This is a genomic window from Streptomyces sp. NBC_00154 (assembly GCF_026342835.1).
Lineage (GTDB): Bacteria > Actinomycetota > Actinomycetes > Streptomycetales > Streptomycetaceae > Streptomyces.
In genome coordinates this window covers 1,532,677-1,553,909 of sequence record NZ_JAPEMI010000001.1, presented here as the reverse complement: position 1 = coordinate 1,553,909, position 21,233 = coordinate 1,532,677, and the positions used below count along the sequence as shown (strand labels likewise).

The window sequence follows — 21,233 nt, the reverse complement described above, 5'->3', positions numbered from 1 at the left end:
CTAGTAAATTGGTTCCATGGACGCTGACGCGATCGAGGAAGGCCGCCGACGCTGGCAGGCCCGTTACGACAAGGCCCGCAAGCGTGACGCGGACTTCACCACGCTCTCCGGGGACCCGGTCGAGCCCGCGTACGGGCCCCGGCCCGGGGACACCTACGAGGGCTTCGAGCGGATCGGCTGGCCGGGTGAGTACCCCTTCACCCGGGGCCTCTATCCGACCGGCTACCGCGGCCGCACCTGGACCATCCGCCAGTTCGCCGGCTTCGGCAACGCCGAGCAGACCAACGAGCGGTACAAGATGATCCTCGCCGCGGGCGGCGGCGGGCTCAGCGTCGCCTTCGACATGCCGACGCTGATGGGCCGCGACTCCGACGAGCCGCGCTCGCTCGGCGAGGTCGGGCACTGCGGTGTCGCCATCGACTCCGCCGCCGACATGGAGGTCCTCTTCAAGGACATCCCGCTCGGCGACGTCACGACGTCCATGACGATCAGCGGCCCCGCCGTCCCCGTCTTCTGCATGTACCTGGTCGCCGCCGAGCGCCAGGGCGTCGACCCTGGGGTGCTCAACGGCACGCTCCAGACCGACATCTTCAAGGAGTACATCGCGCAGAAGGAGTGGCTCTTCCAGCCCGAGCCCCATCTGCGTCTGATCGGCGACCTGATGGAGCACTGCGCCGCCGCCATCCCCGCGTACAAGCCGCTCTCGGTCTCCGGCTACCACATCCGCGAGGCCGGGGCGACGGCCGCGCAGGAGCTCGCTTACACCCTCGCCGACGGCTTCGGCTACGTGGAACTCGGCCTCTCCCGCGGGCTCGACGTCGACACCTTCGCCCCCGGGCTCTCCTTCTTCTTCGACGCGCACCTCGACTTCTTCGAGGAGATCGCCAAGTTCCGCGCCGCCCGCCGGATCTGGGCCCGTTGGATGAAGGAGGTGTACGGGGCGAAGACCGACAAGGCGCAGTGGCTCCGCTTCCACACCCAGACCGCCGGGGTCTCCCTCACCGCCCAGCAGCCGTACAACAACGTCGTACGGACCGCGGTCGAGGCACTGTCCGCCGTCCTCGGCGGCACCAACTCGCTGCACACCAACGCCCTCGACGAGACCCTCGCGCTCCCCTCCGAGCAGGCCGCCGAGATCGCGCTGCGCACCCAGCAGGTGCTGATGGAGGAGACCGGTGTCGCCAATGTGGCGGACCCGCTGGGCGGCTCCTGGTACGTCGAGCAGCTCACCGACCGGATCGAGGCCGACGCCGAGAAGATCTTCGACCAGATCAAGGAGCGCGGCACCAGGGCGCACCCGGACGGGCAGCACCCCATCGGGCCGATGACCTCCGGCATCCTGCGCGGGATCGAGGACGGCTGGTTCACCGGCGAGATCGCCGAGTCCGCCTTCCAGTACCAGCAGTCGCTGGAGAAGGGCGACAAGCGGGTCGTGGGCGTCAATGTCCACCACGGCTCGGTCACCGGCGACCTGGAGATCCTGCGGGTCAGCCACGAGGTCGAGCGCGAGCAGGTCCGCGAGCTCGTCGGCCGCAAGGCCGCCCGTGACGACGCCCGGGTCCGCGCCTCACTGGACGCGATGCTGTCCGCCGCGCGCGACGGCTCGAACATGATCGGACCGATGCTCGAAGCGGTACGGGCCGAGGCGACGCTCGGTGAGATCTGCGGGGTCCTGCGCGACGAGTGGGGCACATACACCGAGCCGCCCGGCTTCTGACGGGGGCGCACGGCCGGCGGCCCCGCGTTACGTGGCGGCCGCCGCGCCCAGTCCCGCGAGCAGCAGAACGGTGAAGCGCCGGGCCCAGTCCTCGTCGACGGGCTCGGCGCTCACCAGCGCCCGGTGCACGACCGCACCGGCGATCACATCGAAGATCAGGTCGGCCGTCATGGCCGCCGTCGCCTCGTCCGTCTCGACGGGCAACTCGCCGCGCTGCTGCGCCCGTTGCCGTCCCAGCAGCACGAGGCGCTTCTGCCTGTCCACGATCGAGTCGCGGATCCGGGCCCGCAGCGCCTCGTCGCGGGTCGACTCGGCGACGACGGCCATCAGTGCGGTCCTCGTCTCCGGGCGCTCCAGCAGCGCGGCGAACTGCAGCACCACGCCCTGCACATCGGCCGACAGGCTGCCCAGATCAGGCAGTTCTAGCTCGTCGAAGAGGACCGCGACGGCGTCGACGACCAGTTCGTTCTTTCCGGCCCAGCGACGGTAGAGGGTCGTCTTGGCGACCCCGGCCCGTGTGGCCACATCACCCATCGTCAGCTTCGACCAGCCGAGGTCGACCAGCGAGGCCCGGCAGGCTTCCAGGATCGCCTCATCGGCCGCGGCGTTGCGCGGTCGTCCCGTTCGGGCCGGTTTGGGGTGGCCGTGGCTCAGCATCCCGTGACCATACCCGCCAGTAGCGAGAACAAGCCGTTCCCGTTCGTCGTGAGACAGATCACCGAACACTCTTGTGCATGAGGGGGGCGGGACAGTTACGCTACGGGTCGTAGCGTAAGGACGACGGCCGTGCCGTTGCTGCGCCACGAGCGAACGACAGCCACATGCGCCGGGTGGGGACCCGGCAGGAAAAAGGGCCCTTCGCGGGCTCTCGGACCGTGGATGTCCGTGCGCCCCGCATGCCGGCGGGAGCCACGGACGGATGCGGTTCCCGGATCGCTTTCCGCAACGGCGTGCCAAGGGGGGAGGATGTACGTATGCAGCCTAGGAACATGTCCATGAGCGGCGTCGTCGACCTCGCCGCGGTGAAGGCGGCCGGTGAGGCCAAGGTGAAGGCGGAGCAGGCCCGTGCCGAGACCGCCCGGCAGGGTGGCGGCGGAGCCGTGCCGCCGTCCGCCCTGGTGATCGATGTCGATGAGGCGGGCTTCGAGCGCGACGTCCTCCAGCGCTCCGCCGAGGTCCCCGTCGTCATCGACTTCTGGGCCGAGTGGTGCGAGCCGTGCAAGCAGTTGGGGCCGCTCCTGGAGCGGCTGGCCCAGGAGTACAACGGCCGCTTCCTGCTGGCCAAGGTCGATGTCGACGCCAACCAGATGCTGATGCAGCAGTTCGGTATCCAGGGCATCCCGGCGGTCTTCGCCGTCGTCGCCGGACAGGCCCTCCCGCTCTTCCAGGGCGCGGCCCCGGAGGCCCAGATCCGGCAGACCCTGGACCAGCTGATCCAGGTCGGCGAGGAGCGGTTCGGCCTCACCGGGATCGCGGTCGACGCGACCGCGGCCGGTCCGGAGGGAGCCGAGCAGGGCCCGGCCGAGGTGCCGGCCGGTCCGTACGACGCGCTGCTCGAAGCGGCGGTCCGGGCGCTGGACGCCAACGACTTCGCCGGCGCCGTCCAGGCGTACAAGAACGTGCTCTCCGACGACCCGGCCAACACCGAGGCCAAGCTGGGTCTCGCCCAGGCCGAACTGCTCTCCCGGGTGCGGGACATGGACCCGCAGCAGGTCCGCAACGACGCCGCCGAGAAGCCGGGCGATGTGGCGGCGCAGATCGCCGCCGCCGATCTGGATCTGGTCGGCGGCCATATCGAGGACGCCTTCGGGCGGCTCGTCGAGACCGTGCGCCGCAATTTCGGTGACGACCGGGACGCGGCGCGGCTGCGCCTTCTTGAGCTGTTCGAGGTGATCGGCCCGGAGGACCCGCGCGTCGTCGCCGCGCGCACGGCGCTGGCCCGGGTCCTGTTCTGATGTGACAACGCGGCCGTGGCGCCCTGCCGGCGCCACGGCCGTTTTTCGCGGTCGAGCGACAAGACCCGCCCCCGCTTTACCAAATCTTGATAAAAGCTCGGGCTGTTACTCGCAGTAAATCGCGCGTTGGGATCTGTCCGCTTACAAACCTCGATCTCCCCTTTTCTCCATGCGCCCTGCACCACCCTGTGTGGCCGGTCGATGTCACCCGGTTGTGCATCGGTTATCGGGCCGTTACTAGCCAGTAACGATCCCCCTTGTGTCGCGGGCGCGAATGGACCACGATCGGCCACGCTCGGTCCAATGACGCCAGCCCGACCGCCAGTCGGCGCGGCGGCCGAATTGGGTCCCCACCGAGTCGGTCGGCGGCAGTGGCGCCGACTGCGGACAGGGGGGTTCCTGCTGACCGGCAGGGCCTGTCCGAACAGGTTGCGCGAACGCGTGGCCAGTGGTTGTCGCTCGGGGGTGATCGCCAGTGATTCGGACGCGGCTCACGCCTCCGGTTCCGGCGCTCTCCTTTCCGAGGACGTAGCACTTCTCCCATCCCAGGACGGGCCAGGCCCGGACCGGAGATGTACGTCCGAGAAGGAGGAAAGTCATGGAGTCCCAAGTTCGTGGCGGGACCAGATGGAAGCGGTTCGCTCTCGTCATGGTGCCGAGCGTGGCCCTGACGGCAGCGGTAGGTGTGTCCCTTGCACAGGGTGCGCTGGCTGCTTCGTTCAGCGTCTCCGGCCAGTCGTTCAAGGTGACAGCGGAGCACCTGGACGGCAAGGGCTTCTCGCAGTACGGCGGCATAGACGCCGGCTACGCGGAGCTCAAGGGTGACAAGAAGACCCTGCACCCGGTCGCTATTTCGTCGTTCAAGTCGGCCGACATCACGGGCATGTGCCAGTCCGTGGTCACGCCGGACATCCCGCTCCTCGGGTCCGTCAGCCTCCAGCTGAAGGCCGGCGGCGGCGGTACCCCGGTTCACGCCGAGAACCTGTACCTCGACGTTGCGGATCTGGACGCCGACGCCACGTTCACCAACATCGACATCGGTGTTGCGGCGAAGGACGCCAACAAGGGTCCGAAGATCAAGGACGGCGAGAACGTCAACGAGAACGGCTTCGCCCAGCAGGCGGACCGTGCGGTTCTCGACAACGTGAAGCAGAAGGCGTGGGCGACCACCGCCGGCACCTTCAAGCTCAGCGGTCTGAGCATGCGCCTCTACAACGGCGTCAAGGAGTGCTACTAAGCACTCCGCCCGGGTGGGCGGGGAAGCGTGAAGCTGCCCCGCCTGCCCGTCTCCCACTCTTTTTCACAGCAATACCGGTTCCAGGGAGCTGTTTTCCATGAGCGCCGAGACCACAGGTTCCCGCGACTTCGCCTACTGGCGGCTGCGGTTCCGTGCCTGGCGGCACACCCGGCCGTTCTGGGCCGGCCTGCTCACCGCACTCGGTGGGGCGCCGATCGCGTACTTCCCGTACGCCAATCTCAAGCTCGGCCACCTCACGCTGGCCATGGCGACCACGGCGGGTGCGGGCTCACTGATCATCGGTGTACTGCTGGTCACGCTCGGTCTGACCATGTGGTACCACCAAATTGTCCGGGTGTTCGCCGGTGTCGCCTCGATCCTGCTGGCGCTGGTCTCCATTCCGGTGTCCAACCTCGGCGGTTTCGTGGTCGGGTTCCTGCTCGCCTTGATCGGCGGCTGCCTCGCCCTGTCCTGGGCCCCGGGCACGCCCGCAGGCGAACAGCCGGCCAAGCACGCGGCCGGGGGTTCCCCGAAGGGCCCGGAAGCTCCTGAGGGTTCGGCGCCTGACGGCACGGAACCCCAGTTCGGCGCCGGACCTACGTACAGCCCGGGTCCCGCTCCGTGGAGCGACGACAGCACGAACGGCAAAGTTGAAGCCAACGGCGGGAGGAACAGTGCGGGGTGACGAGACGCAGCTGAACTCGACCGGAGGCGAGGTTTTCCGGGGCAGAAGCGGGCCGCGTCACGCGGCCCCCAGGAAATCGCTGCTGACGAAGCTGCACATACCCGCGGGCAAGGCCTTCGCTCTCGCCGCGATGCCGACGGCGGTCTTTGTCGGGATGGGGCTCACCCCCAAGCTTGCGCTGGCCGACGACGCGACGGACATCCCGTTCGCGCCGGGCCCGTGCGTGACCCGTTCCGACGAGCCGAGCGAGTCTCCGGAGCCGTCGGCCTCGGCGACGAAGTCCCCGTCGCCGTCCGCCAGTGAGACCACCGGTGACAGCGGCAGCGGTTCGGACCAGGGCGACGGGGCGACCCCGAAGCCTTCGGCGACCTCGTCGGCGAGCGGCACGTCGAACTCGTCGGGCGACGCGTCCGCCACGACGCCGAGCGCCTCCCCGTCGCCCACGGCGACGAAGGACCCGCTGGACCCGCTGGGTGTCGGCGACGCGCTCAAGGGCCTCCTCGGGGGATCGGACCAGGGGACGGCGAGCCCGTCCCCGAGTGCCACCACCGCGTCCCCGAAGCCGTCCGACACCGCGACCAAGTCGACCGACAACCCCGTCGACAAGGTCACGGACACCGTGGGCAAGACCGCCGACGCCATCCGTGACGCGGCGGACAAGGCGGGCACGACGGTCGAGGAGCTCGACGACGGGGTCAAGGGCCTCGACCCCGTGAAGGACGTGGACATCCCGGACGGCGCCAAGGAGCGCTTCCCGTGCCCCACCGCCGACCCCAAGGCGTTGGCCGCGGCCGACCTGGAGCAGGGCATCCCCCGGCTGCCGAACCAGCCGTGGATCCTGGAGAGTTCGCTGCTCACCCTGAGCGGGCTCGACTACAAGGGCATCGTCGAGGTGGAGAAGGGCGACGGCACCACCAAGAAGGTGCTCAAGTTCACCGCCTCGTCCGTCGACATCAAGGACCTGCACCAGCTGACGGAGGGCCCGAACGGCACCACCGGCCATGTCCAGGCGCGGAAGGGCTCCACGTCCACCATCCGTAACGGCACGGTGACGATGTACACGGAGGAGCTGAAGGGCAACCTCTTCGGCCTCATCCCGATCACGTTCAGCCCCCAGACCCCGCCGCCGGTGAACGTACCGTTCGCGTTCTTCACCAACGTGAAGGTCACCCAGGCCGGCCAGTTCGGCGGCACGCTCACGGTGCCCGGGCTGCACAACTACTTCACCGGCGGCAACAGCTAGCGCCTGTGGATCCAGGACCCGTTCGGGAGCCGCACAGGACTGTGGCCCGCACCCCCTTCGAAGGGGGTGCGGGCCACAGTCGTACGCCGGTGCGGGCGAACGCGTCAGTCGCGGGCGCCGCCGCCCACGTGATGCACCCGGACCATGTTGGTGGTGCCGGGGACGCCGGGGGGCGAACCGGCCGTGATGACCATCGTGTCGCCGGCGTTGTAGCGGCTCAGCTTCAGCAGTTCCGCGTCGACCAGGTCCACCATGGCGTCGGTGTTGTCCACGTGCGGCACGACGTGGGCCTCGACGCCCCAGCTCAGCGCGAGCTGGTTACGGGTGGACTCGTCGGTGGTGAAGGCCAGGATCGGCTGCGCGGCGCGGTAGCGGGAGAGCCGGCGGGCCGTGTCACCGGACTTGGTGAAGGCGACCAGCGCCTTGCCGTCCAGGAAGTCCGCGATCTCGCAGGCCGCGCGGGCCACCGAACCACCCTGGGTACGGGGCTTCTTGCCCGGCACCAGCGGCTGCAGCCCCTTGGAGAGCAGTTCCTCCTCGGCTGCGACGACGATCTTCGACATCGTCTTGACCGTCTCGATCGGGTACGCGCCGACGCTGGACTCGGCGGACAGCATGACCGCGTCCGCACCGTCCAGGATCGCGTTCGCGACGTCGGACGCCTCGGCGCGGGTCGGCCGCGAGTTGGTGATCATCGACTCCATCATCTGGGTCGCCACGATCACCGGCTTGGCGTTCCGCCGGCAGAGCTCCACCAGGCGCTTCTGCACCATCGGGACCTTCTCCAGGGGGTATTCGACGGCCAGGTCGCCACGGGCGACCATGACACCGTCGAACGCCATGACGACGCCCTCCATGTGCTCGACGGCCTGCGGCTTCTCCACCTTGGCGATGACGGGGACCCGGCGGCCCTCCTCGTCCATCACCTTATGGACGTCCTTGACGTCGCTGGCGTCCCGCACGAAGGAGAGTGCGACCAGGTCGCAGCCCATCCGCAGGGCGAACCGGAGGTCCTCCACGTCCTTCTCGGACAGGGCGGGGACGTTCACCGCGGCACCGGGCAGGTTGATGCCCTTGTGGTCGGAGATGACCCCGCCCTCGATGACGATGCTCCTGACCCGGGGGCCGTCGACCGCCACGACCTTCAGCTCGACGTTGCCGTCGTTGATCAGGATCGGGTCGCCCTTGGCGACGTCGCTCGGCAGACCCTTGTAGGTCGTACCGCAGATCGACTTGTCACCGGGGACGTCCTCGGTGGTGATGGTGAACTCGTCCCCGCGGACCAGTTCGACGGGGCCCTCGGCGAACTTCGCCAGGCGGATCTTCGGGCCCTGGAGGTCGGCGAGCACGCCCACCGCCCGGCCCGTCTCGGCGGCCGCCTTGCGGACGCGGTCGTAACGGCCCTGGTGTTCCTCGTGGGAGCCGTGGCTGAAGTTGAAACGGGCCACGCTCATGCCGGCCTCGATCAGAGCGACGAGCTGCTCATGGGAGTCGACGGCGGGACCGAGGGTGCAGACGATTTTGGAACGGCGCATGAGGCGGATCCTATCGGTTTGTTTCGCTGCGGAATATTCCGTCTGGTGGAAGATACAAAGGGGCGCGGGGGTGCTCAGTTGTCGACCTGTCCGACCGGCACTTCCTGTCCGGCCGATTCGGCCCGTCCGACCAGTGCGAAGGCCTGGTCGGCGATCTCCAGCTCCTCGTCCGTCGGCACCACGGCGACCGCGACCCGCGCGTAGTTGGGCGAGATCAGCCTCGGTTCGCCGGACCGCACGGCGTTGAGACCGGCGTCCACCACCAGGCCGAGCTCCTCCAGACCGGCGATCGCAGCCTCCCGTACCGGCGCCGAGTTCTCCCCGACCCCCGCCGTGAACACCACGGCATCCACCCGCCCGAGGACCGCCGAATAGGCGCCGATGTACTTCTTCAGCCGGTGCACATAGATGTCGAACGCCAGCGCCGCCCGCTCGTCGCCCTCGTCGATCCGGCGCCGGATCTCCCGCATGTCGTTGTCCCCGCAGAGCCCGAGCAGGCCGCTCCTCTTGTTCAGCAGGACGTCGATCTCGTCGGTGGACATCCCTGCCACCCGCTTCAGATGGAAGGTGACCGCCGGGTCGATGTCCCCGGACCGCGTCCCCATCACCAGCCCCTCCAGCGGGGTCAGTCCCATAGACGTCTCCACGCACCGGCCCGCCGCCACCGCCGAGGCCGAGGCACCGTTGCCCAGGTGGAGCACGATGACGTTGACCTCCTCGGGAGTGCGTCCCAGCAGCTCGGCGGCCTTGCGGGAGACGTACGCGTGGGAGGTGCCGTGGAAGCCGTAGCGGCGGATCCGGTGCGCGTCGGCGGTCTCCACGTCGATCGCGTACCGCGCCGCGTACTCCGGCATCGTCGTGTGGAACGCGGTGTCGAAGACGGCGACCTGCGGCAGATCGGGGCGCAGCGCCTGCGCGGTACGGATGCCGGTGATGTTCGCCGGGTTGTGCAGCGGCGCCACCGGGACGAGCCGCTCGATCTCCGTCAGGACCTCGTCGGTGATGACGGTGGGCCGGGTGAACCGCAGTCCGCCGTGCACCACCCGGTGGCCGATCGCCGCCAGCTCGGGGGAGTCCAGGCCCAGCCCGTCGGCGGCCAGCTCCTCGGCCGCCGTCTTCAGCGCCGCCGCGTGGTCGGCGATCCTGCCGGTGCGCTCACGTGTCTCGGCGTCGCCCCCGGTCAGCGGGGTGTGCAGCAGACGGGAGGTCTCCTCGCCGATCCGCTCGACCAGGCCGATCGCGAGCCGGGAGCGGTCGTTCATGTCGAGGAGCTGGTACTTCACCGACGAGGAGCCGGAGTTGAGGACGAGTACACGACGGGCCTGCACGGCGGCGGAACCTTCCTTCACGGGGGTGGGGGTCATGCGGTTCACTCCTGGGCCTGTGCCTGGATCGCCGTAATGGCCACGGTGTTGACGATGTCCTGGACCAGCGCACCGCGCGACAGGTCGTTGACGGGCTTTCGCAGCCCCTGGAGCACCGGCCCCACGGCCACGGCGCCCGCCGAGCGCTGCACGGCCTTGTACGTGTTGTTGCCGGTGTTCAGGTCCGGGAAGATCAGCACGGTCGCCTGCCCCGCCACCTCCGAACCGGGCAGCTTGGTCGCGGCCACGCTCGGCTCGACCGCCGCGTCGTACTGGATCGGGCCCTCGATCCTGAGGTCCGGCCGGCTCTCGCGCACCCGGTCCGTCGCCCGGCGCACCTTGTCGACGTCGGCCCCGGTGCCCGAGGTGCCCGTCGAGTACGAGAGCATCGCGATCCGCGGCTCCACACCGAAGCGGGCGGCCGTGGCGGCGGACTGGACGGCGATGTCCGCGAGCTGCTCCGCGTCCGGGTCCGGGTTGACCGCGCAGTCGCCGTACACCAGGACCTTGTCGGCGAGGCACATGAAGAAGACGGACGACACGATCGACGCGTCCGCCCGGGTCTTGATGATCTCGAAGGCGGGGCGGATCGTCGCCGCGGTGGAGTGCACGGCCCCGGAGACCATCCCGTCGGCCAGGCCCCCCTGGACCATCAGGGTGCCGAAGTAGTTCACGTCCGAGACGACGTCGTACGCCAGCTCCACCGTGACCCCGCGGTGCGCGCGCAACTGTGCGTACCGCTCCGCGAACGCCTGGCGCAGCTCGGAGGTCTGCGGGTCGATCAGCTGGGTGTCGGCAAGATCGATGCCGAGGTCGGCCGCCTTCTTCCGGATGACGTCCAGGTCGCCGAGGAGGGTGAGATCGCAGACATCGCGGCGCAGCAGCACATCGGCGGCGCGCAGCACCCGCTCCTCGGCGCCCTCCGGCAGCACCACCCGGCGCCGGTCCGCGCGGGCCTGCTCCAGCAGCTCGTGCTCGAACATCATCGGCGTGACGCGGCCACTGCGGGCCACCGAGATCCGGTCCAGCAGGGCGGGGGTGTCCACATGGCGCTCGAAGAGGCCGAGTGCGGTCTCCGCCTTGCGGGGCGTCGCCGCGTTCAACTTGCCCTCCAGCGTGAAGAGTTCGGCCGCTGTGGGGAAGGAGCCGCCGGCCACCGACACGACCGGGGTGCCCGGTGCGAGCCGTGCGGCCAGCTTGAGTATCTCCTCGCCGGGGCGCTCGTCGAGCGTCAGCAGCAGGCCCGCGATGGGCGGGGTGCCGGCGCTGTGCGCGGCCAGTGCGCCGACCACCAGATCCGCCCGGTCCCCGGGCGTGACCACCAGACAGCCGGGCGTCAGCGCGTTCAGCAGATTCGGCAGCATCGCACCGCCGAAGACGAAGTCCAGCGCGTCCCGGGCCAGCCCCGCGTCGTCGCCGAGCAGCACGGTGCCGCCGAGCGCGGCGGTGATCTGGGCGACGGTCGGCGCGGAGAGCGCAGCGTCGTCCGGCAGGACCGAACACGGCACGGGCAGCCGCGCCGTCAGCCGCTCGGCGATGATCTCGCGGTCCTCGGCCGCCACCCGGTTCACCACCATCGCGAGGACGTCGCAGCCCAGACCGGCGTACGCCCGGTAGGCATTGCGCGTCTCGGCCCACACCGACTCCGCGTCCTGCCCCTTCCCGCCGACCACCGCGATCACCGAGGCACCGAACTCATTGGCCAGCCGGGCATTGAGCGCCAGCTCGTCGGGGAGCTGGGTGGCCGCGAAGTCGGTGCCGAGGACCAGCACCACCTCGTACATCCGGGCCACCTGATGGAAGCGGTCGACGAGCCGCGAGACCAGCTCGTCGGTACCCTTCTCCGCCTGCAGCGCGGACGCCTCCGCATAGTCCAGGCCATAGACCGACGACGGGTCCTGGCTGAGCCGGTAGCGGGCCCGCAGCAACTCGAACAGCCGGTCGGGGCTGTCGTGGACCAGCGGCCGGAACACCCCGACCCGGTCCACCTGACGTGTCAGGAGCTCCATGACTCCCAGATCGACGACCTGGCGGCCGTCTCCCCGGTCGATCCCCGTCACGTACACGCTGCGCGTCACGCATGCTCTCCCGTCGTTCTGGCTGCCGGTTGGTGTGGTATCGACCGTTTTGACGATACCTGCGGGTGCGGACCAGCCGCCCCCGGGCGAAAGCCCCTGTTCCGGGGTGCTGCACACGTCCTGTAGCGGTCGGGTGCCGCGCCCCGGACAGGCCGAGAGCGCGAGGTCCGGACCTGACGTGGGACAATCGTTGTGGCTCACGGTACGGGGGATTCCGCGGTCGCCCCCGAAATGCACGGCACTAACGAGCAGGAGATATGGCACGATGCGCATCGGAGTTCTCACCGCAGGCGGCGATTGCCCAGGTCTGAACGCAGTGATCCGGTCGGTCGTGCACCGCGCCGTGGTGGGTCACGGCGATGAAGTCATCGGGTTCGAGGACGGCTTCAAGGGACTCCTCGACGGCCACTTCCGCCCCCTCGACCTCAACGCGGTCAGTGGCATCCTCGCGCACGGCGGCACCATTCTCGGCTCGGCCCGGCTGGAGCGCGACCGGCTCCGCGAAGCCGCCGAGAACTGTGACGAGCTGAGCCGCCGTTACGGCATCGACGTGCTGATCCCGATCGGCGGCGAGGGCACCCTCACCGCGGCCCGGATGCTGTCGGACGCCGGAATGCCCGTCGTCGGCGTTCCGAAGACCATCGACAACGACATCTCGTCCACCGACCGCACCTTCGGCTTCGACACGGCGGTCGGCGTCGCCACCGAAGCCATAGACCGTCTCAAGACCACGGCCGAATCGCACCAGCGGGTCATGGTCGTCGAGGTGATGGGCCGGCACGCGGGCTGGATCGCGCTGGAGTCCGGCATGGCGGGCGGTGCGCACGGCATCTGTCTGCCCGAGCGGCCGTTCGAGGTCGCGGACCTGGTCAAGATGGTCGAGGAGCGCTTCGCCCGCGGCAAGAAGTTCGCGGTCATCTGCGTCGCCGAGGGCGCGCACCCGGTCGAGGGCTCGATGCCGTACGCCAAGGGCGAGATCGACCAATTCGGCCACGAGCGCTTCCAGGGCATCGGCAACCGGCTCGCGGTCGAGCTGGAGACCCGCCTCGGCAAGGAGGCCCGGCCGGTCATTCTCGGCCATGTCCAGCGCGGTGGCACGCCGACCGCGTACGACCGGGTGCTGGCGACCCGCTTCGGCTGGCACGCGGTCGAGGCGGCGCACCGGGGCGACTTCGGCCGGATGACGGCGCTGCGCGGCAACGACATCATGATGGTGCCGCTGGCGGACGCGATCACACAGCTGAAGACGGTGCCGAAGGACCGGATGTACGAGGCGGAGTCGGTGTTCTGACCGGCGGGTCCGACGCTCTTCGGGGGCCGGCTTCGGGGCCGGCCTCCGAGGACCGGCCGGCCGTCGGCCGCGCTACGCCCCCGCCGTCTCCCAGAACCGCTCCACGATCCCGTCCAGAAACGCCCGTCCCGCCTCCCCGTCCGCGCCCGCCCGCTCCGGACCTCCCGTGCTCCAGCTCAGCGTCGACACCATCATTGCCTGGTAGTCGGCGTGCAGCTGTTCCAGCACGTCCTGCAGCCGCCGCCGCTCCAGCGGCACCAGCTTCGCCACCGGCCGGGTGTACGCCTGCCAGCGCGTTGTCACCGCGCTGCGCAGCAGCTCCCCGAGCTCCTCGTGCCGTCCCGTCGCCGTCACGAAGTCGGCCGCCGTCAGCTGCAACGCCTCGCTGAGTGCCGCGGACTGGCGTTCGTTGCCGCGCCAGCGCCCGGACTCCTCCATCCGCTGATACGCGGAGACCGCCAGCCCCAGCAGCCGCGCCAGCTCGTCCACGGCCAGGCCACGGGCCACCCGGTGTTCGTGCAGGGTGCGGGCGGCGGTCAGCAGCTCGCCCGGCGCGCACCACAGCACTCCGGCCAGCGCCATGAGTTCCTTCTCGTCGGGCAGCGCGAGACCACGCTCCCAGGCGGCGACGGTGTCCGCGCTGATCCGGAGTCCGTACTGGGCGCTGAGGCCGTAGGCGACATGACCGGGCGCCATCCCCAGGGCCTCGCGCAGTCGGCGCGCGGCGGGGGCATTGAAAGACGGGGTGGGGTGCACGGCCCCACCGTAGGAGCCGGGACCCGGCCTGACTACGGTCTGTTCGACCGAGATCACGGCTCGTAGGAACGTCCTGGCCCGCGCCGCCCACTCATCCCTTGACCGCGCCGCCCAGGGCGAACCCGCCGCCGAGCCGGCGCGAGATCAGGATGTACAGCAGCAGTACCGGCGTCGAGTACAGGATCGAGAACGCCGCCAGCTGCCCGTAGACCACCGATCCGTAGTTGCCGAAAAAGGTGAAGATCGAGACGGAGGCCGGGAGTTGCTCGGGGGAGAGCAGCAGCATGAAGGGGACGAAGAAGTTCCCCCACAGCATGATGAAGGTGTAGATCGTCACCACGCCCACCCCCGGCCCCATCAGCGGCAGCACCACCCGGACCAGCGTCTGTGTCGTCGACGCCCCGTCCGTCCAGGCCGCCTCCTCCAGCACCTTCGGCACGCCGTCCATGAAGTTCTTCATCAGCCAGATGGCGAACGGCAGCTGGGCGGTGGCGAGGAAGAGCGCCGTCCCGTACATCGTGTCGATCAGATCGACCTGTACGAAGAGCCCGTACACCGGCACCATGATCGCGGTGATCGGCAGACATGTCGTGAACAGGATCGTCAGCAGATACGGGCGGGTCAGGCGCGAGCGGTGGCGGGACAGCGGATACGCGGCCAGCGCCGCGCACACCACGGTCAGCAGCGTCGCACTGCCGCACAACAGCAGACTGTTGAGCATCGGAGTGAAGGTGATCTCGTCGGTGAGGACCGCGTCGAAGTTCTCCAGAGTCGGTGACGTCGGCGGTCGCACCCGAAGATCGGCGCTGCCGTCCAACGAGGCGAAGAGCAGCCACATCAGCGGCAGCGCGAACGCCACCGCGACCAGCAGCAGCGCCCCGTCGGACGCCAGCCGCGCCCGGGTGCGCCGGGACGTCGTCACGCCTTTCACGCCCGTCACACCTCCACCTTCATCAGCCGCAGATAGACGATCGAGAACAGGGATCCCACCAGAAGCAGCAGCAGCGCCACCGCCGTTCCGTAGCCGATCAGACTGTTCACGAACGCCTGGTCGTACATGAACACCGGAAGCGTCTGGCTGCGGTTGCCCGGACCGCCGCGGGTCATCGCCCAGATCAGTCCGAACACGGAGAGCGTGGAGAGGGTGTTGAGCATCAGATTGGTGCCGATGGAACGGCGGATCATCGGCAGCGTGATGTGCCACAGCCGGCGCGGCCCGCTCGCCCCGTCGACCTCGGCGGCCTCCGTGATGTCCTGCGGGATCTCGGCCAGCGCCGCCGAGTAGATCAGCATCGAGAACGCCGTCCCGCGCCACACATTGGCGAACGACACTGCCAGGATCGGCAGCGTGAACAGCCAGTTCTGGGAGGGCAGATGGAGCTGGTCCAGGATCGCGTTCAAAGTGCCCTCGCGGCGGAAGAACGCGTACAGCAGGAATGCCGCGACGATCTCCGGCAGGACCCAGGCCGTGATGACCAGCGCCCCGGTGACCGTACGGACCGGGCGGGACGCGGCCCGCATCAGGCCCGCGAGCGCCAGCCCCAGCGTGTTCTGTCCGACGATCGACGACAGGAAGGTGAAGGCGAGTGTCAACTGGACGGCGTTACGGAAGTTGTCGTCGGCGAACGCCCGCCGGAAGTTGGCGAAGCCGACGAAGTCGGAGCTCGACGATCCGGTCAGCTGGGTGTTGGTGAAGGCGATCCATACGCAGTAGCCGATGGGGCCCGCGAGGAAGAGCAGCAGCAGCGCGGTGGCGGGGGCGATCGGCAGCCACCGCCCTGCCTGCCGCCACGACCCCGCACGCCGCGGCGACCCTGCCTGCTGCCACGACCCCGCTCGCCGCGATCGCAGGGGCCCGGCTTTCGACGCGGCGCCGCTCACTTCGTGACGACCGCGCCGTCGACGAGGGTCTTCAGCTGCTCGTCGTACTCCTTCGCCGCCGACTCCGGCGATCCGTCGCCCGTCGTCACCTTCTCCATCGCCTCACCGATGGCCGTCGACACCTGCGGATAGACGGGCAGAGCGGGACGGTAGTGGGTGTACTGGACGAGGCCGGTGAAGAAGTCGATGCCCGGCATCGACTTCAGATACGTCGGATCCTTCGCCACGTCCTCACGCACCGCGATCTGCGCACCCACCACATCCCATTTGGCCGCGTTCTGCGGGGTCTGCATCGTCTTGACGAACTCCCAGGCCAGATCGGCGTTCTTGGCCTTCTGCGGGACCGCCCAGGTCCAGCCGCCCGACATGGACACCTTCCCGGGCGCCTGGCCGTTCTGGGTGGGCATCGGGGTCTGGCCGAGTTCCGTCTTCCACTCGGGCCACGCCTTGGGTCCCTCGTTGATCCAGTTCTGGCCCATCCAGGAGCCGTCCAGCGAGATGGCCAGCTTGCCCTCGGGGAACCACTCGGTGGCCACATGCGTACCGACGTTGGGGTCGAGCGCGTCGGACGGATCGGGGCCGAGCTTCTCCCCGTACACCGTCCCCACGAAGCCCAGCGCGTCACGGAAGCCCTGTCCGCCGGCCACCCACTTCTTGGCGCCGGGGTCGTAGAGCGGGTCGTCGCCGGTCCCGTACAGCAGCATCTCGAAGCCCTGCATCACCGCGGCCTCGCCCGGGGCCTTGCCCGTGTACACATTCAGCGGGATGACGCCGGGGACCTTCTTCTTGACCGCGCGGGCCGCGTCCAGGACCTCTTCCCAGTTCTTCGGCTGCCAGTCGGCCGGCAGCCCCGCCTTGGCGAAGATCTTCTTGTTGTACCAGAGCCCGCGGGTGTCGGTGCCGTCCGGGACGCCGTACGTCTTGCCGTCCTCGGCCTTCGCAGCGGCCTTCGCCGTGTCCACGAACTGGCTCCAGGTGTCCCACTTGGCGAGATATGCGTCCAGCGGCCGCAGATAGCCGGCCTTGATGTCGGAGTTGATCCGGAAGGTGTCCTCGTAGACCAGATCCGGTGCCGTCTTCGGCGAGCGCATCATCTGCTGCACCTTGGTGGCGTAGTCGTTGTCCGCCGCCTGAATCGGTATCAACTTGATCTTCTTGCCGGGGTGTTCCTTCTCGAACTGCTTCTTCACAGACTCGAGATAGGCGTCCTTGAACCGGATCTTGTTGTCCGTGGAACGGTTGTACGCGACCTTCACGGTGTCCGGATCACTGCCGGAACCGGAGGAGCAGGCGGTCAACGAGCCGGCAGTCAGAACGATGACTGCGGCGGCGAGGATCAGTGGGGCGGTGGGGCGCACGGGCACGACCTCCTCATAGCCACGGGGGGCTGAGACCGTGACCGTAGGACCGGCCCGTCGACAAGGTCAATCCCCGTGCGGGAAGCGCTTGTTGTCCGTGGGGCGTACGGGTGGAAATGCAGTTGGATGTACGGATGGGCGTCGGCGCGGCCGGACGTACGGACGGGCGTACGGTCAGCGAGTCTCGGCCACCCACCGGTAGTGCAGTTCCGGCCGCCCGATCTGTCCGTACTGCGGACTGCGGACGGCGCGGCCCACCGTCACCAGGTGCTCCAGATAGCGGCGTGCGGTGATCCGCGAGATGCCCAGCTCCACGCCCGTCGCGGCTGCGGTCACCCCGTCCGGGGAGGCCCGCAGCACACGGGTCACCGCCTCCAGCGTCGGGCCGCTCAGCCCCTTGGGCAGCCGCGACGGCTGCGGAGCCCGGAGCGCGCCGAGCGCCCGGTCCACCTCGTCCTGGCCGCTGGCCTCACCGGCCGCCGCACGGAACTCGGCGTAGCGCATGAGGCGGTCGCGCAGGGTGGCGAAGGTGAACGGCTTCAGCACGTACTGGACGACACCGAGCGACACCCCTTCCCGGACCACCCCCAGATCGCGCGCCGACGTCACGGCGATGACATCCGCCGTGTGCCCGGCGGCGCGCAGCGACCGCAGCAGCTGCAGACCGTGTCCATCGGGCAGGTACAGGTCCAGGAGCAGCAGATCGACCTGGGTACGGTCCAGCGCCCGTACCGCCTCCGCACGCGAATGCGCGACCGCGGCCACGGTGAAGCCGGGGACCCGGCCGACGTACAGCCTGTGCGCGTCGGCGGCCACGGGATCGTCCTCGACGACCAGCACCTGGATCACGGGGTGGGCTCCTTCGGCGTGTGCTGCTGCGTGGCCGAGGGCGACAGCGGCAGCCGTACGGTGAACTCCGCGCCGCCGTCCGGACCCCCGCCGAGCACGACCGTCCCGCCGGCCCGGTGCACGGCCTGCTGCACGAGCGCCAGCCCGAGCCCACGACCGGCCCCGTGCGTCGACCAGCCGCGGTGGAACACCTCGGCGGCGACGTCGGGATCGACCCCGGCCCCGGTGTCCGCGACCCGCAGCAGCAGCTCACGGTCGTCGGCGAGCGCGGTGACGGTGACCCGCGCGCGGCCGGCGCGGCGCGGTGCCGCACCGCGCTGGGCGGGCACGACTGCGGAGTCCGCCGCCACCCCGGCCCCGGGCACGGTCCCCGCGCCGGACGGGACACCCGCTTCGGGCGGCGGGGCCGTCGCCGCCTCCGACGCGGCATCCACCGCGTTGTCGATCAGATTGCCGAGGATCGTCACCAGATCGCGCTGCGGCAGCGTCGCGGGCAGCGCGCCGTCGTCGATCACGCTGTCGTCCGCGAGCACCAGCTCCACCCCCCGCTCGTTCGCCTGCGCCGCCTTGCCCAGCAGCAGCGCCGCCAGCACCGGTTCGGCGACGGCGCCGACGACGCGGTCGGTGAGGACCTGTGCCAGCTCCAGCTCCGCCGTAGCGAAGCCGACCGCCTCCTCCACCCGGCCGAGCTCGATCAGCGAGACGACCGTGTGCAGCCGGTTCGCCGCCTCGTGCGCCTGCGAGCGCAGCGCCTGGGTGAACCCCCGCTCCGAGTCCAACTCGCCGGACAGCGCCTGGAGTTCCGTGTGGTCGCGGAGGGTCACGACCGTACCGCGCTGCTCGCCGCCCACCACCGGACGGGTGTTGACCACGATCACCCGGTCCGCCGTCAGATGCAGCTCGTCGACCCGCTCCTCGGAGGCCAGCAGCGCCCCGGTCAGCGGCACCGGCAGTTCCAGTTCGGCCACCCGGCGCCCGACCGCACCCGGCGGCAGCCCGAGCAGATCCCGGCCCGCGTCGTTGACCAGCGCGATCCTGCGCTGGCCGTCGAGCATCAGCAGCCCCTCGCGCACCGCGTGCAGCGTGGCCTGGTGGTAGTCGTGCATCCGGCTCAGCTCGGCGGCGTTCATACCGTGCGTGTGGCGCCGCAGCCGGGCGTTGATCACATACGTGCCGATGCCGCCGAGGGTGAGTGCCCCGCCCGCCGCGAGCCCCAGCGCGCCGAGCTGCGCCCGCACCTGCGAGGAGACCCGCTCGACCGTGATGCCCGCGCTGACCAGACCGGTGATCCTGCCGCCGTCCCGGACCGGGGTGACGACCCGGATCGAGGGGCCGAGCGTGCCGGTGTACGTCTCCGTGAACGTCTCGCCGCGCAGCGCCCTCGCGGTGTGGCCGAGGAACGTCTCCCCGATCTGTTCCGCGTCGGGGTGCGTCCAACGGATCCGGTCCGGGCTCATGATCGTGACGAAGGCGATCCCGGTGTCCCTGCGGACCTTCTCCGCGTACGGCTGGAGCACGGCGGTCGGGTCCGGGGTGCGGATCGCCTCCCGTACGGACGGCGAATCGGCCACCGCCAGCGCCGCCGCCCTGACCTGCCGGGTCGCGGTCTCCTCCGCCTGCGCGCTCCCGGAGACGTACGCGAAGAACGCGCACCCCGCCACCACGGCCGCAACCAGCACCACCTGCATCGCGAAGAGCTGACCGGCCAGGCTGCGCGGACGGGTACGGGGGCGTGGGAGACGCATGCTCACAGTCTGCCTGGCCGAAAACATATGAACGAAATGCACGTAAGGGTGACGGCCGTCACACGGGGCGGGATATTCGCCGGGACCCCCCGGGACGGGGGACGGACAGGGACGAGCCGAGGAGAACCCCGTGGGAGTGCCAGCCGCCAGGCGGGACCGTACGCATTATCTGTATCTCGCCGTGATCGGCGCTGTGGCGCTCGGCATCCTGGTGGGCTTCGTGGCCCCCGGGGTGGCCGTCGAGCTGAAGCCGATCGGTACCGGCTTCGTGAACCTCATCAAGATGATGATCTCGCCGATCATCTTCTGCACGATCGTGCTGGGCGTCGGCTCGGTCCGCAAGGCCGCCAAGGTCGGCGCCGTCGGCGGCCTCGCGCTCGGTTACTTCCTGGTGATGTCGACCGTGGCCCTCGGTATTGGTCTGCTCGTCGGCAACATCCTCGAACCGGGCCAGGGTCTCCACCTCACCGAAGCGGTGCGCGCAGCCGGGGAGAAGCAGGCGGCGGGCGCCAGCGAGTCCACCACGGACTTCCTGCTGGGCATCATCCCGACGACGATGATCTCCGCCTTCACCGAGGGCGAAGTGCTCCAGACCCTGCTGATCGCCCTGCTCGCGGGCTTCGCGCTGCAGGCCATGGGCTCGGCGGGCGAACCGGTCCTGCGTGGCATCGGCCACATCCAGCGTCTTGTCTTCCGCATCCTCGCCATGATCATGTGGGCGGCCCCGGTCGGCGCGTTCGGTGCCATGGCAGCGGTGGTCGGCGAGACCGGCGTCGATGCGCTGAAGTCCCTCGCGATCATCATGGTCGGCTTCTACATCACCTGTGCGATCTTCGTCTTCGTGGTGCTCGGCACGATCCTGCGACTGGTCGCCGGAGTGAACCTGCTGCTCCTGCTGAAGTACCTGGGCCGCGAATTCCTGCTGATCCTCTCCACCTCGTCTTCGGAGTCGGCGCTGCCGCGGCTCATCGCCAAGATGGAGCACCTCGGCGTCAGCAAGTCCGTCGCGGGCATCACCGTGCCGACCGGCTACTCGTTCAACCTCGACGGCACCGCCATCTATCTGACGATGTCCTCGCTCTTCATCGCCAACGCGATGGGCGACCCGCTGAGCGCGGGGGAGCAGGTCTCGCTCCTGCTCTTCATGATTGTGGCCTCGAAGGGTGCAGCGGGCGTCACCGGCGCGGGTCTCGCCACGCTGGCGGGCGGCCTGCAGTCCCACCGCCCCGGCCTGGTCGACGGCGTCGGTCTGATCGTCGGCATCGACCGCTTCATGAGCGAGGCCCGCGCCCTGACGAACTTCGCGGGCAACGCGGTCGCCACGGTGCTGGTAGGCACCTGGACCAAGGAGATCGACAAGGAGCGGGTGGACCAGGTGCTCTCCGGCTCCATCCCGTTCGACGAGAAGATGATCACGGATGAGGGTCCCGCGGAGCCGTACGTCCCGGAGTCCAGGGGCGGCGACGACGAGAAGCCCTTGCTGACGAAGGCGTAACGAGGTGGGTGTGCGGCCGGTGCGGGACTCCCGTACCGGCCGCA

17 protein-coding genes are annotated in these 21,233 nt (G+C 69.6%); 7 read left to right on the top strand and 10 right to left on the bottom strand.

The features are described from left to right. The first annotated feature begins 16 nt into the window (after positions 1–16). The gene (locus OHA03_RS06730; protein WP_267001718.1) at positions 17–1,717 is read left to right on the top strand and encodes a methylmalonyl-CoA mutase; all 1,701 of its coding nucleotides are present in this window, start codon (positions 17–19) and stop codon (positions 1,715–1,717) included. Between the two features lie 27 nt (positions 1,718–1,744). Here OHA03_RS06730 and OHA03_RS06725 read toward each other — a convergent pair whose 3' ends face one another. Next, on the bottom strand, positions 1,745–2,374 hold the full coding sequence (locus tag OHA03_RS06725; RefSeq protein WP_267001716.1) for a TetR/AcrR family transcriptional regulator: 630 nt from the start codon (positions 2,372–2,374) through the stop codon (positions 1,745–1,747). 317 nt (positions 2,375–2,691) lie between these two features. Here OHA03_RS06725 and OHA03_RS06720 point away from each other — a divergent pair, with 317 nt between their 5' ends. The 4 genes from OHA03_RS06720 (at position 2,692) to OHA03_RS06705 (ending at position 6,837) form a co-directional block, all read left to right on the top strand. Continuing rightward, the gene (locus OHA03_RS06720; protein WP_267001714.1) at positions 2,692–3,672 is read left to right on the top strand and encodes a tetratricopeptide repeat protein; all 981 of its coding nucleotides are present in this window, start codon (positions 2,692–2,694) and stop codon (positions 3,670–3,672) included. A gap of 598 nt (positions 3,673–4,270) precedes the next feature. After that, positions 4,271–4,909 carry a DUF6230 family protein gene (locus OHA03_RS06715; RefSeq protein WP_267001712.1) on the top strand — a complete coding sequence of 213 codons (639 nt, stop codon included), beginning with the start codon at positions 4,271–4,273 and terminating at the stop codon, positions 4,907–4,909. A gap of 97 nt (positions 4,910–5,006) precedes the next feature. Beyond that, entirely contained in the window at positions 5,007–5,594 is a 588-nt protein-coding gene (locus OHA03_RS06710) for a DUF6114 domain-containing protein (protein WP_267001710.1), read from the top strand. Then, the gene (locus OHA03_RS06705) at positions 5,584–6,837 is read left to right on the top strand and encodes a hypothetical protein (protein ID WP_267001708.1); all 1,254 of its coding nucleotides are present in this window, start codon (positions 5,584–5,586) and stop codon (positions 6,835–6,837) included. The genes OHA03_RS06710 and OHA03_RS06705 overlap by 11 nt, the downstream gene beginning before the upstream one ends. Before the next feature lie 104 nt (positions 6,838–6,941). Here OHA03_RS06705 and pyk read toward each other — a convergent pair whose 3' ends face one another. From pyk to pta, 3 genes are all read right to left on the bottom strand, one after another. Then, positions 6,942–8,372: a pyruvate kinase gene (gene pyk / locus OHA03_RS06700; protein WP_267001706.1), complete on the bottom strand. Its 1,431-nt coding sequence runs from the start codon at positions 8,370–8,372 to the stop codon at positions 6,942–6,944. A 74-nt stretch (positions 8,373–8,446) separates the two neighbouring features. Further along, positions 8,447–9,736, bottom strand: coding sequence for an acetate kinase (locus OHA03_RS06695; protein WP_267001704.1), 1,290 nt, complete (start codon positions 9,734–9,736; stop codon positions 8,447–8,449). 5 nt (positions 9,737–9,741) lie between these two features. Continuing rightward, positions 9,742–11,814: a phosphate acetyltransferase gene (pta, locus tag OHA03_RS06690; protein ID WP_267001702.1), complete on the bottom strand. Its 2,073-nt coding sequence runs from the start codon at positions 11,812–11,814 to the stop codon at positions 9,742–9,744. Positions 11,815–12,079: 265 nt separating this feature from the next. Between pta and OHA03_RS06685 the strand changes: the two genes are divergently transcribed. After that, positions 12,080–13,105 carry an ATP-dependent 6-phosphofructokinase gene (locus OHA03_RS06685; protein ID WP_030916099.1) on the top strand — a complete coding sequence of 342 codons (1,026 nt, stop codon included), beginning with the start codon at positions 12,080–12,082 and terminating at the stop codon, positions 13,103–13,105. A 72-nt stretch (positions 13,106–13,177) separates the two neighbouring features. Here OHA03_RS06685 and OHA03_RS06680 read toward each other — a convergent pair whose 3' ends face one another. From OHA03_RS06680 to OHA03_RS06655, 6 genes are all read right to left on the bottom strand, one after another. Beyond that, positions 13,178–13,801 (bottom strand): XRE family transcriptional regulator, encoded by a 624-nt coding sequence (locus tag OHA03_RS06680; protein WP_267007954.1) that lies wholly within the window; start codon positions 13,799–13,801, stop codon positions 13,178–13,180. Positions 13,802–13,952: 151 nt separating this feature from the next. Beyond that, positions 13,953–14,801 carry a carbohydrate ABC transporter permease gene (locus OHA03_RS06675; protein ID WP_267001698.1) on the bottom strand — a complete coding sequence of 283 codons (849 nt, stop codon included), beginning with the start codon at positions 14,799–14,801 and terminating at the stop codon, positions 13,953–13,955. Further along, positions 14,798–15,631 (bottom strand): carbohydrate ABC transporter permease, encoded by an 834-nt coding sequence (locus tag OHA03_RS06670; protein ID WP_267007953.1) that lies wholly within the window; start codon positions 15,629–15,631, stop codon positions 14,798–14,800. Before OHA03_RS06670 ends, OHA03_RS06675 begins: the two co-directional genes overlap by 4 nt. 107 nt (positions 15,632–15,738) lie before the next feature. Continuing rightward, the gene (locus OHA03_RS06665) at positions 15,739–17,100 is read right to left on the bottom strand and encodes an ABC transporter substrate-binding protein (protein WP_267001696.1); all 1,362 of its coding nucleotides are present in this window, start codon (positions 17,098–17,100) and stop codon (positions 15,739–15,741) included. Between the two features lie 174 nt (positions 17,101–17,274). Next, positions 17,275–17,949, bottom strand: a complete 675-nt coding sequence (locus tag OHA03_RS06660) for a response regulator (RefSeq protein ID WP_267001694.1) — start codon at positions 17,947–17,949, stop codon at positions 17,275–17,277. Then, on the bottom strand, positions 17,946–19,694 hold the full coding sequence (locus OHA03_RS06655) for a sensor histidine kinase (protein WP_267001692.1): 1,749 nt from the start codon (positions 19,692–19,694) through the stop codon (positions 17,946–17,948). The genes OHA03_RS06660 and OHA03_RS06655 overlap by 4 nt, the downstream gene beginning before the upstream one ends. 130 nt (positions 19,695–19,824) lie before the next feature. Between OHA03_RS06655 and OHA03_RS06650 the strand changes: the two genes are divergently transcribed. After that, positions 19,825–21,189, top strand: coding sequence for a cation:dicarboxylase symporter family transporter (locus tag OHA03_RS06650; RefSeq protein WP_267001690.1), 1,365 nt, complete (start codon positions 19,825–19,827; stop codon positions 21,187–21,189). Positions 21,190–21,233: the final 44 nt, after the last annotated feature.

Coding starts and splice junctions, on each gene's coding strand:
- OHA03_RS06730 (WP_267001718.1), top strand. CDS start 17: ATGGACGCTGACGCGATCGAGGAAGGCCGCCGACGCTGGCAGGCCCGT.
- OHA03_RS06725 (WP_267001716.1), bottom strand. CDS start 2,374: ATGCTGAGCCACGGCCACCCCAAACCGGCCCGAACGGGACGACCGCGC.
- OHA03_RS06720 (WP_267001714.1), top strand. CDS start 2,692: ATGCAGCCTAGGAACATGTCCATGAGCGGCGTCGTCGACCTCGCCGCG.
- OHA03_RS06715 (WP_267001712.1), top strand. CDS start 4,271: ATGGAGTCCCAAGTTCGTGGCGGGACCAGATGGAAGCGGTTCGCTCTC.
- OHA03_RS06710 (WP_267001710.1), top strand. CDS start 5,007: ATGAGCGCCGAGACCACAGGTTCCCGCGACTTCGCCTACTGGCGGCTG.
- pyk (WP_267001706.1), bottom strand. CDS start 8,372: ATGCGCCGTTCCAAAATCGTCTGCACCCTCGGTCCCGCCGTCGACTCC.
- OHA03_RS06695 (WP_267001704.1), bottom strand. CDS start 9,736: ATGACCCCCACCCCCGTGAAGGAAGGTTCCGCCGCCGTGCAGGCCCGT.
- OHA03_RS06685 (WP_030916099.1), top strand. CDS start 12,080: ATGCGCATCGGAGTTCTCACCGCAGGCGGCGATTGCCCAGGTCTGAAC.
- OHA03_RS06680 (WP_267007954.1), bottom strand. CDS start 13,801: ATGGCGCCCGGTCATGTCGCCTACGGCCTCAGCGCCCAGTACGGACTC.
- OHA03_RS06655 (WP_267001692.1), bottom strand. CDS start 19,694: ATGCGTCTCCCACGCCCCCGTACCCGTCCGCGCAGCCTGGCCGGTCAG.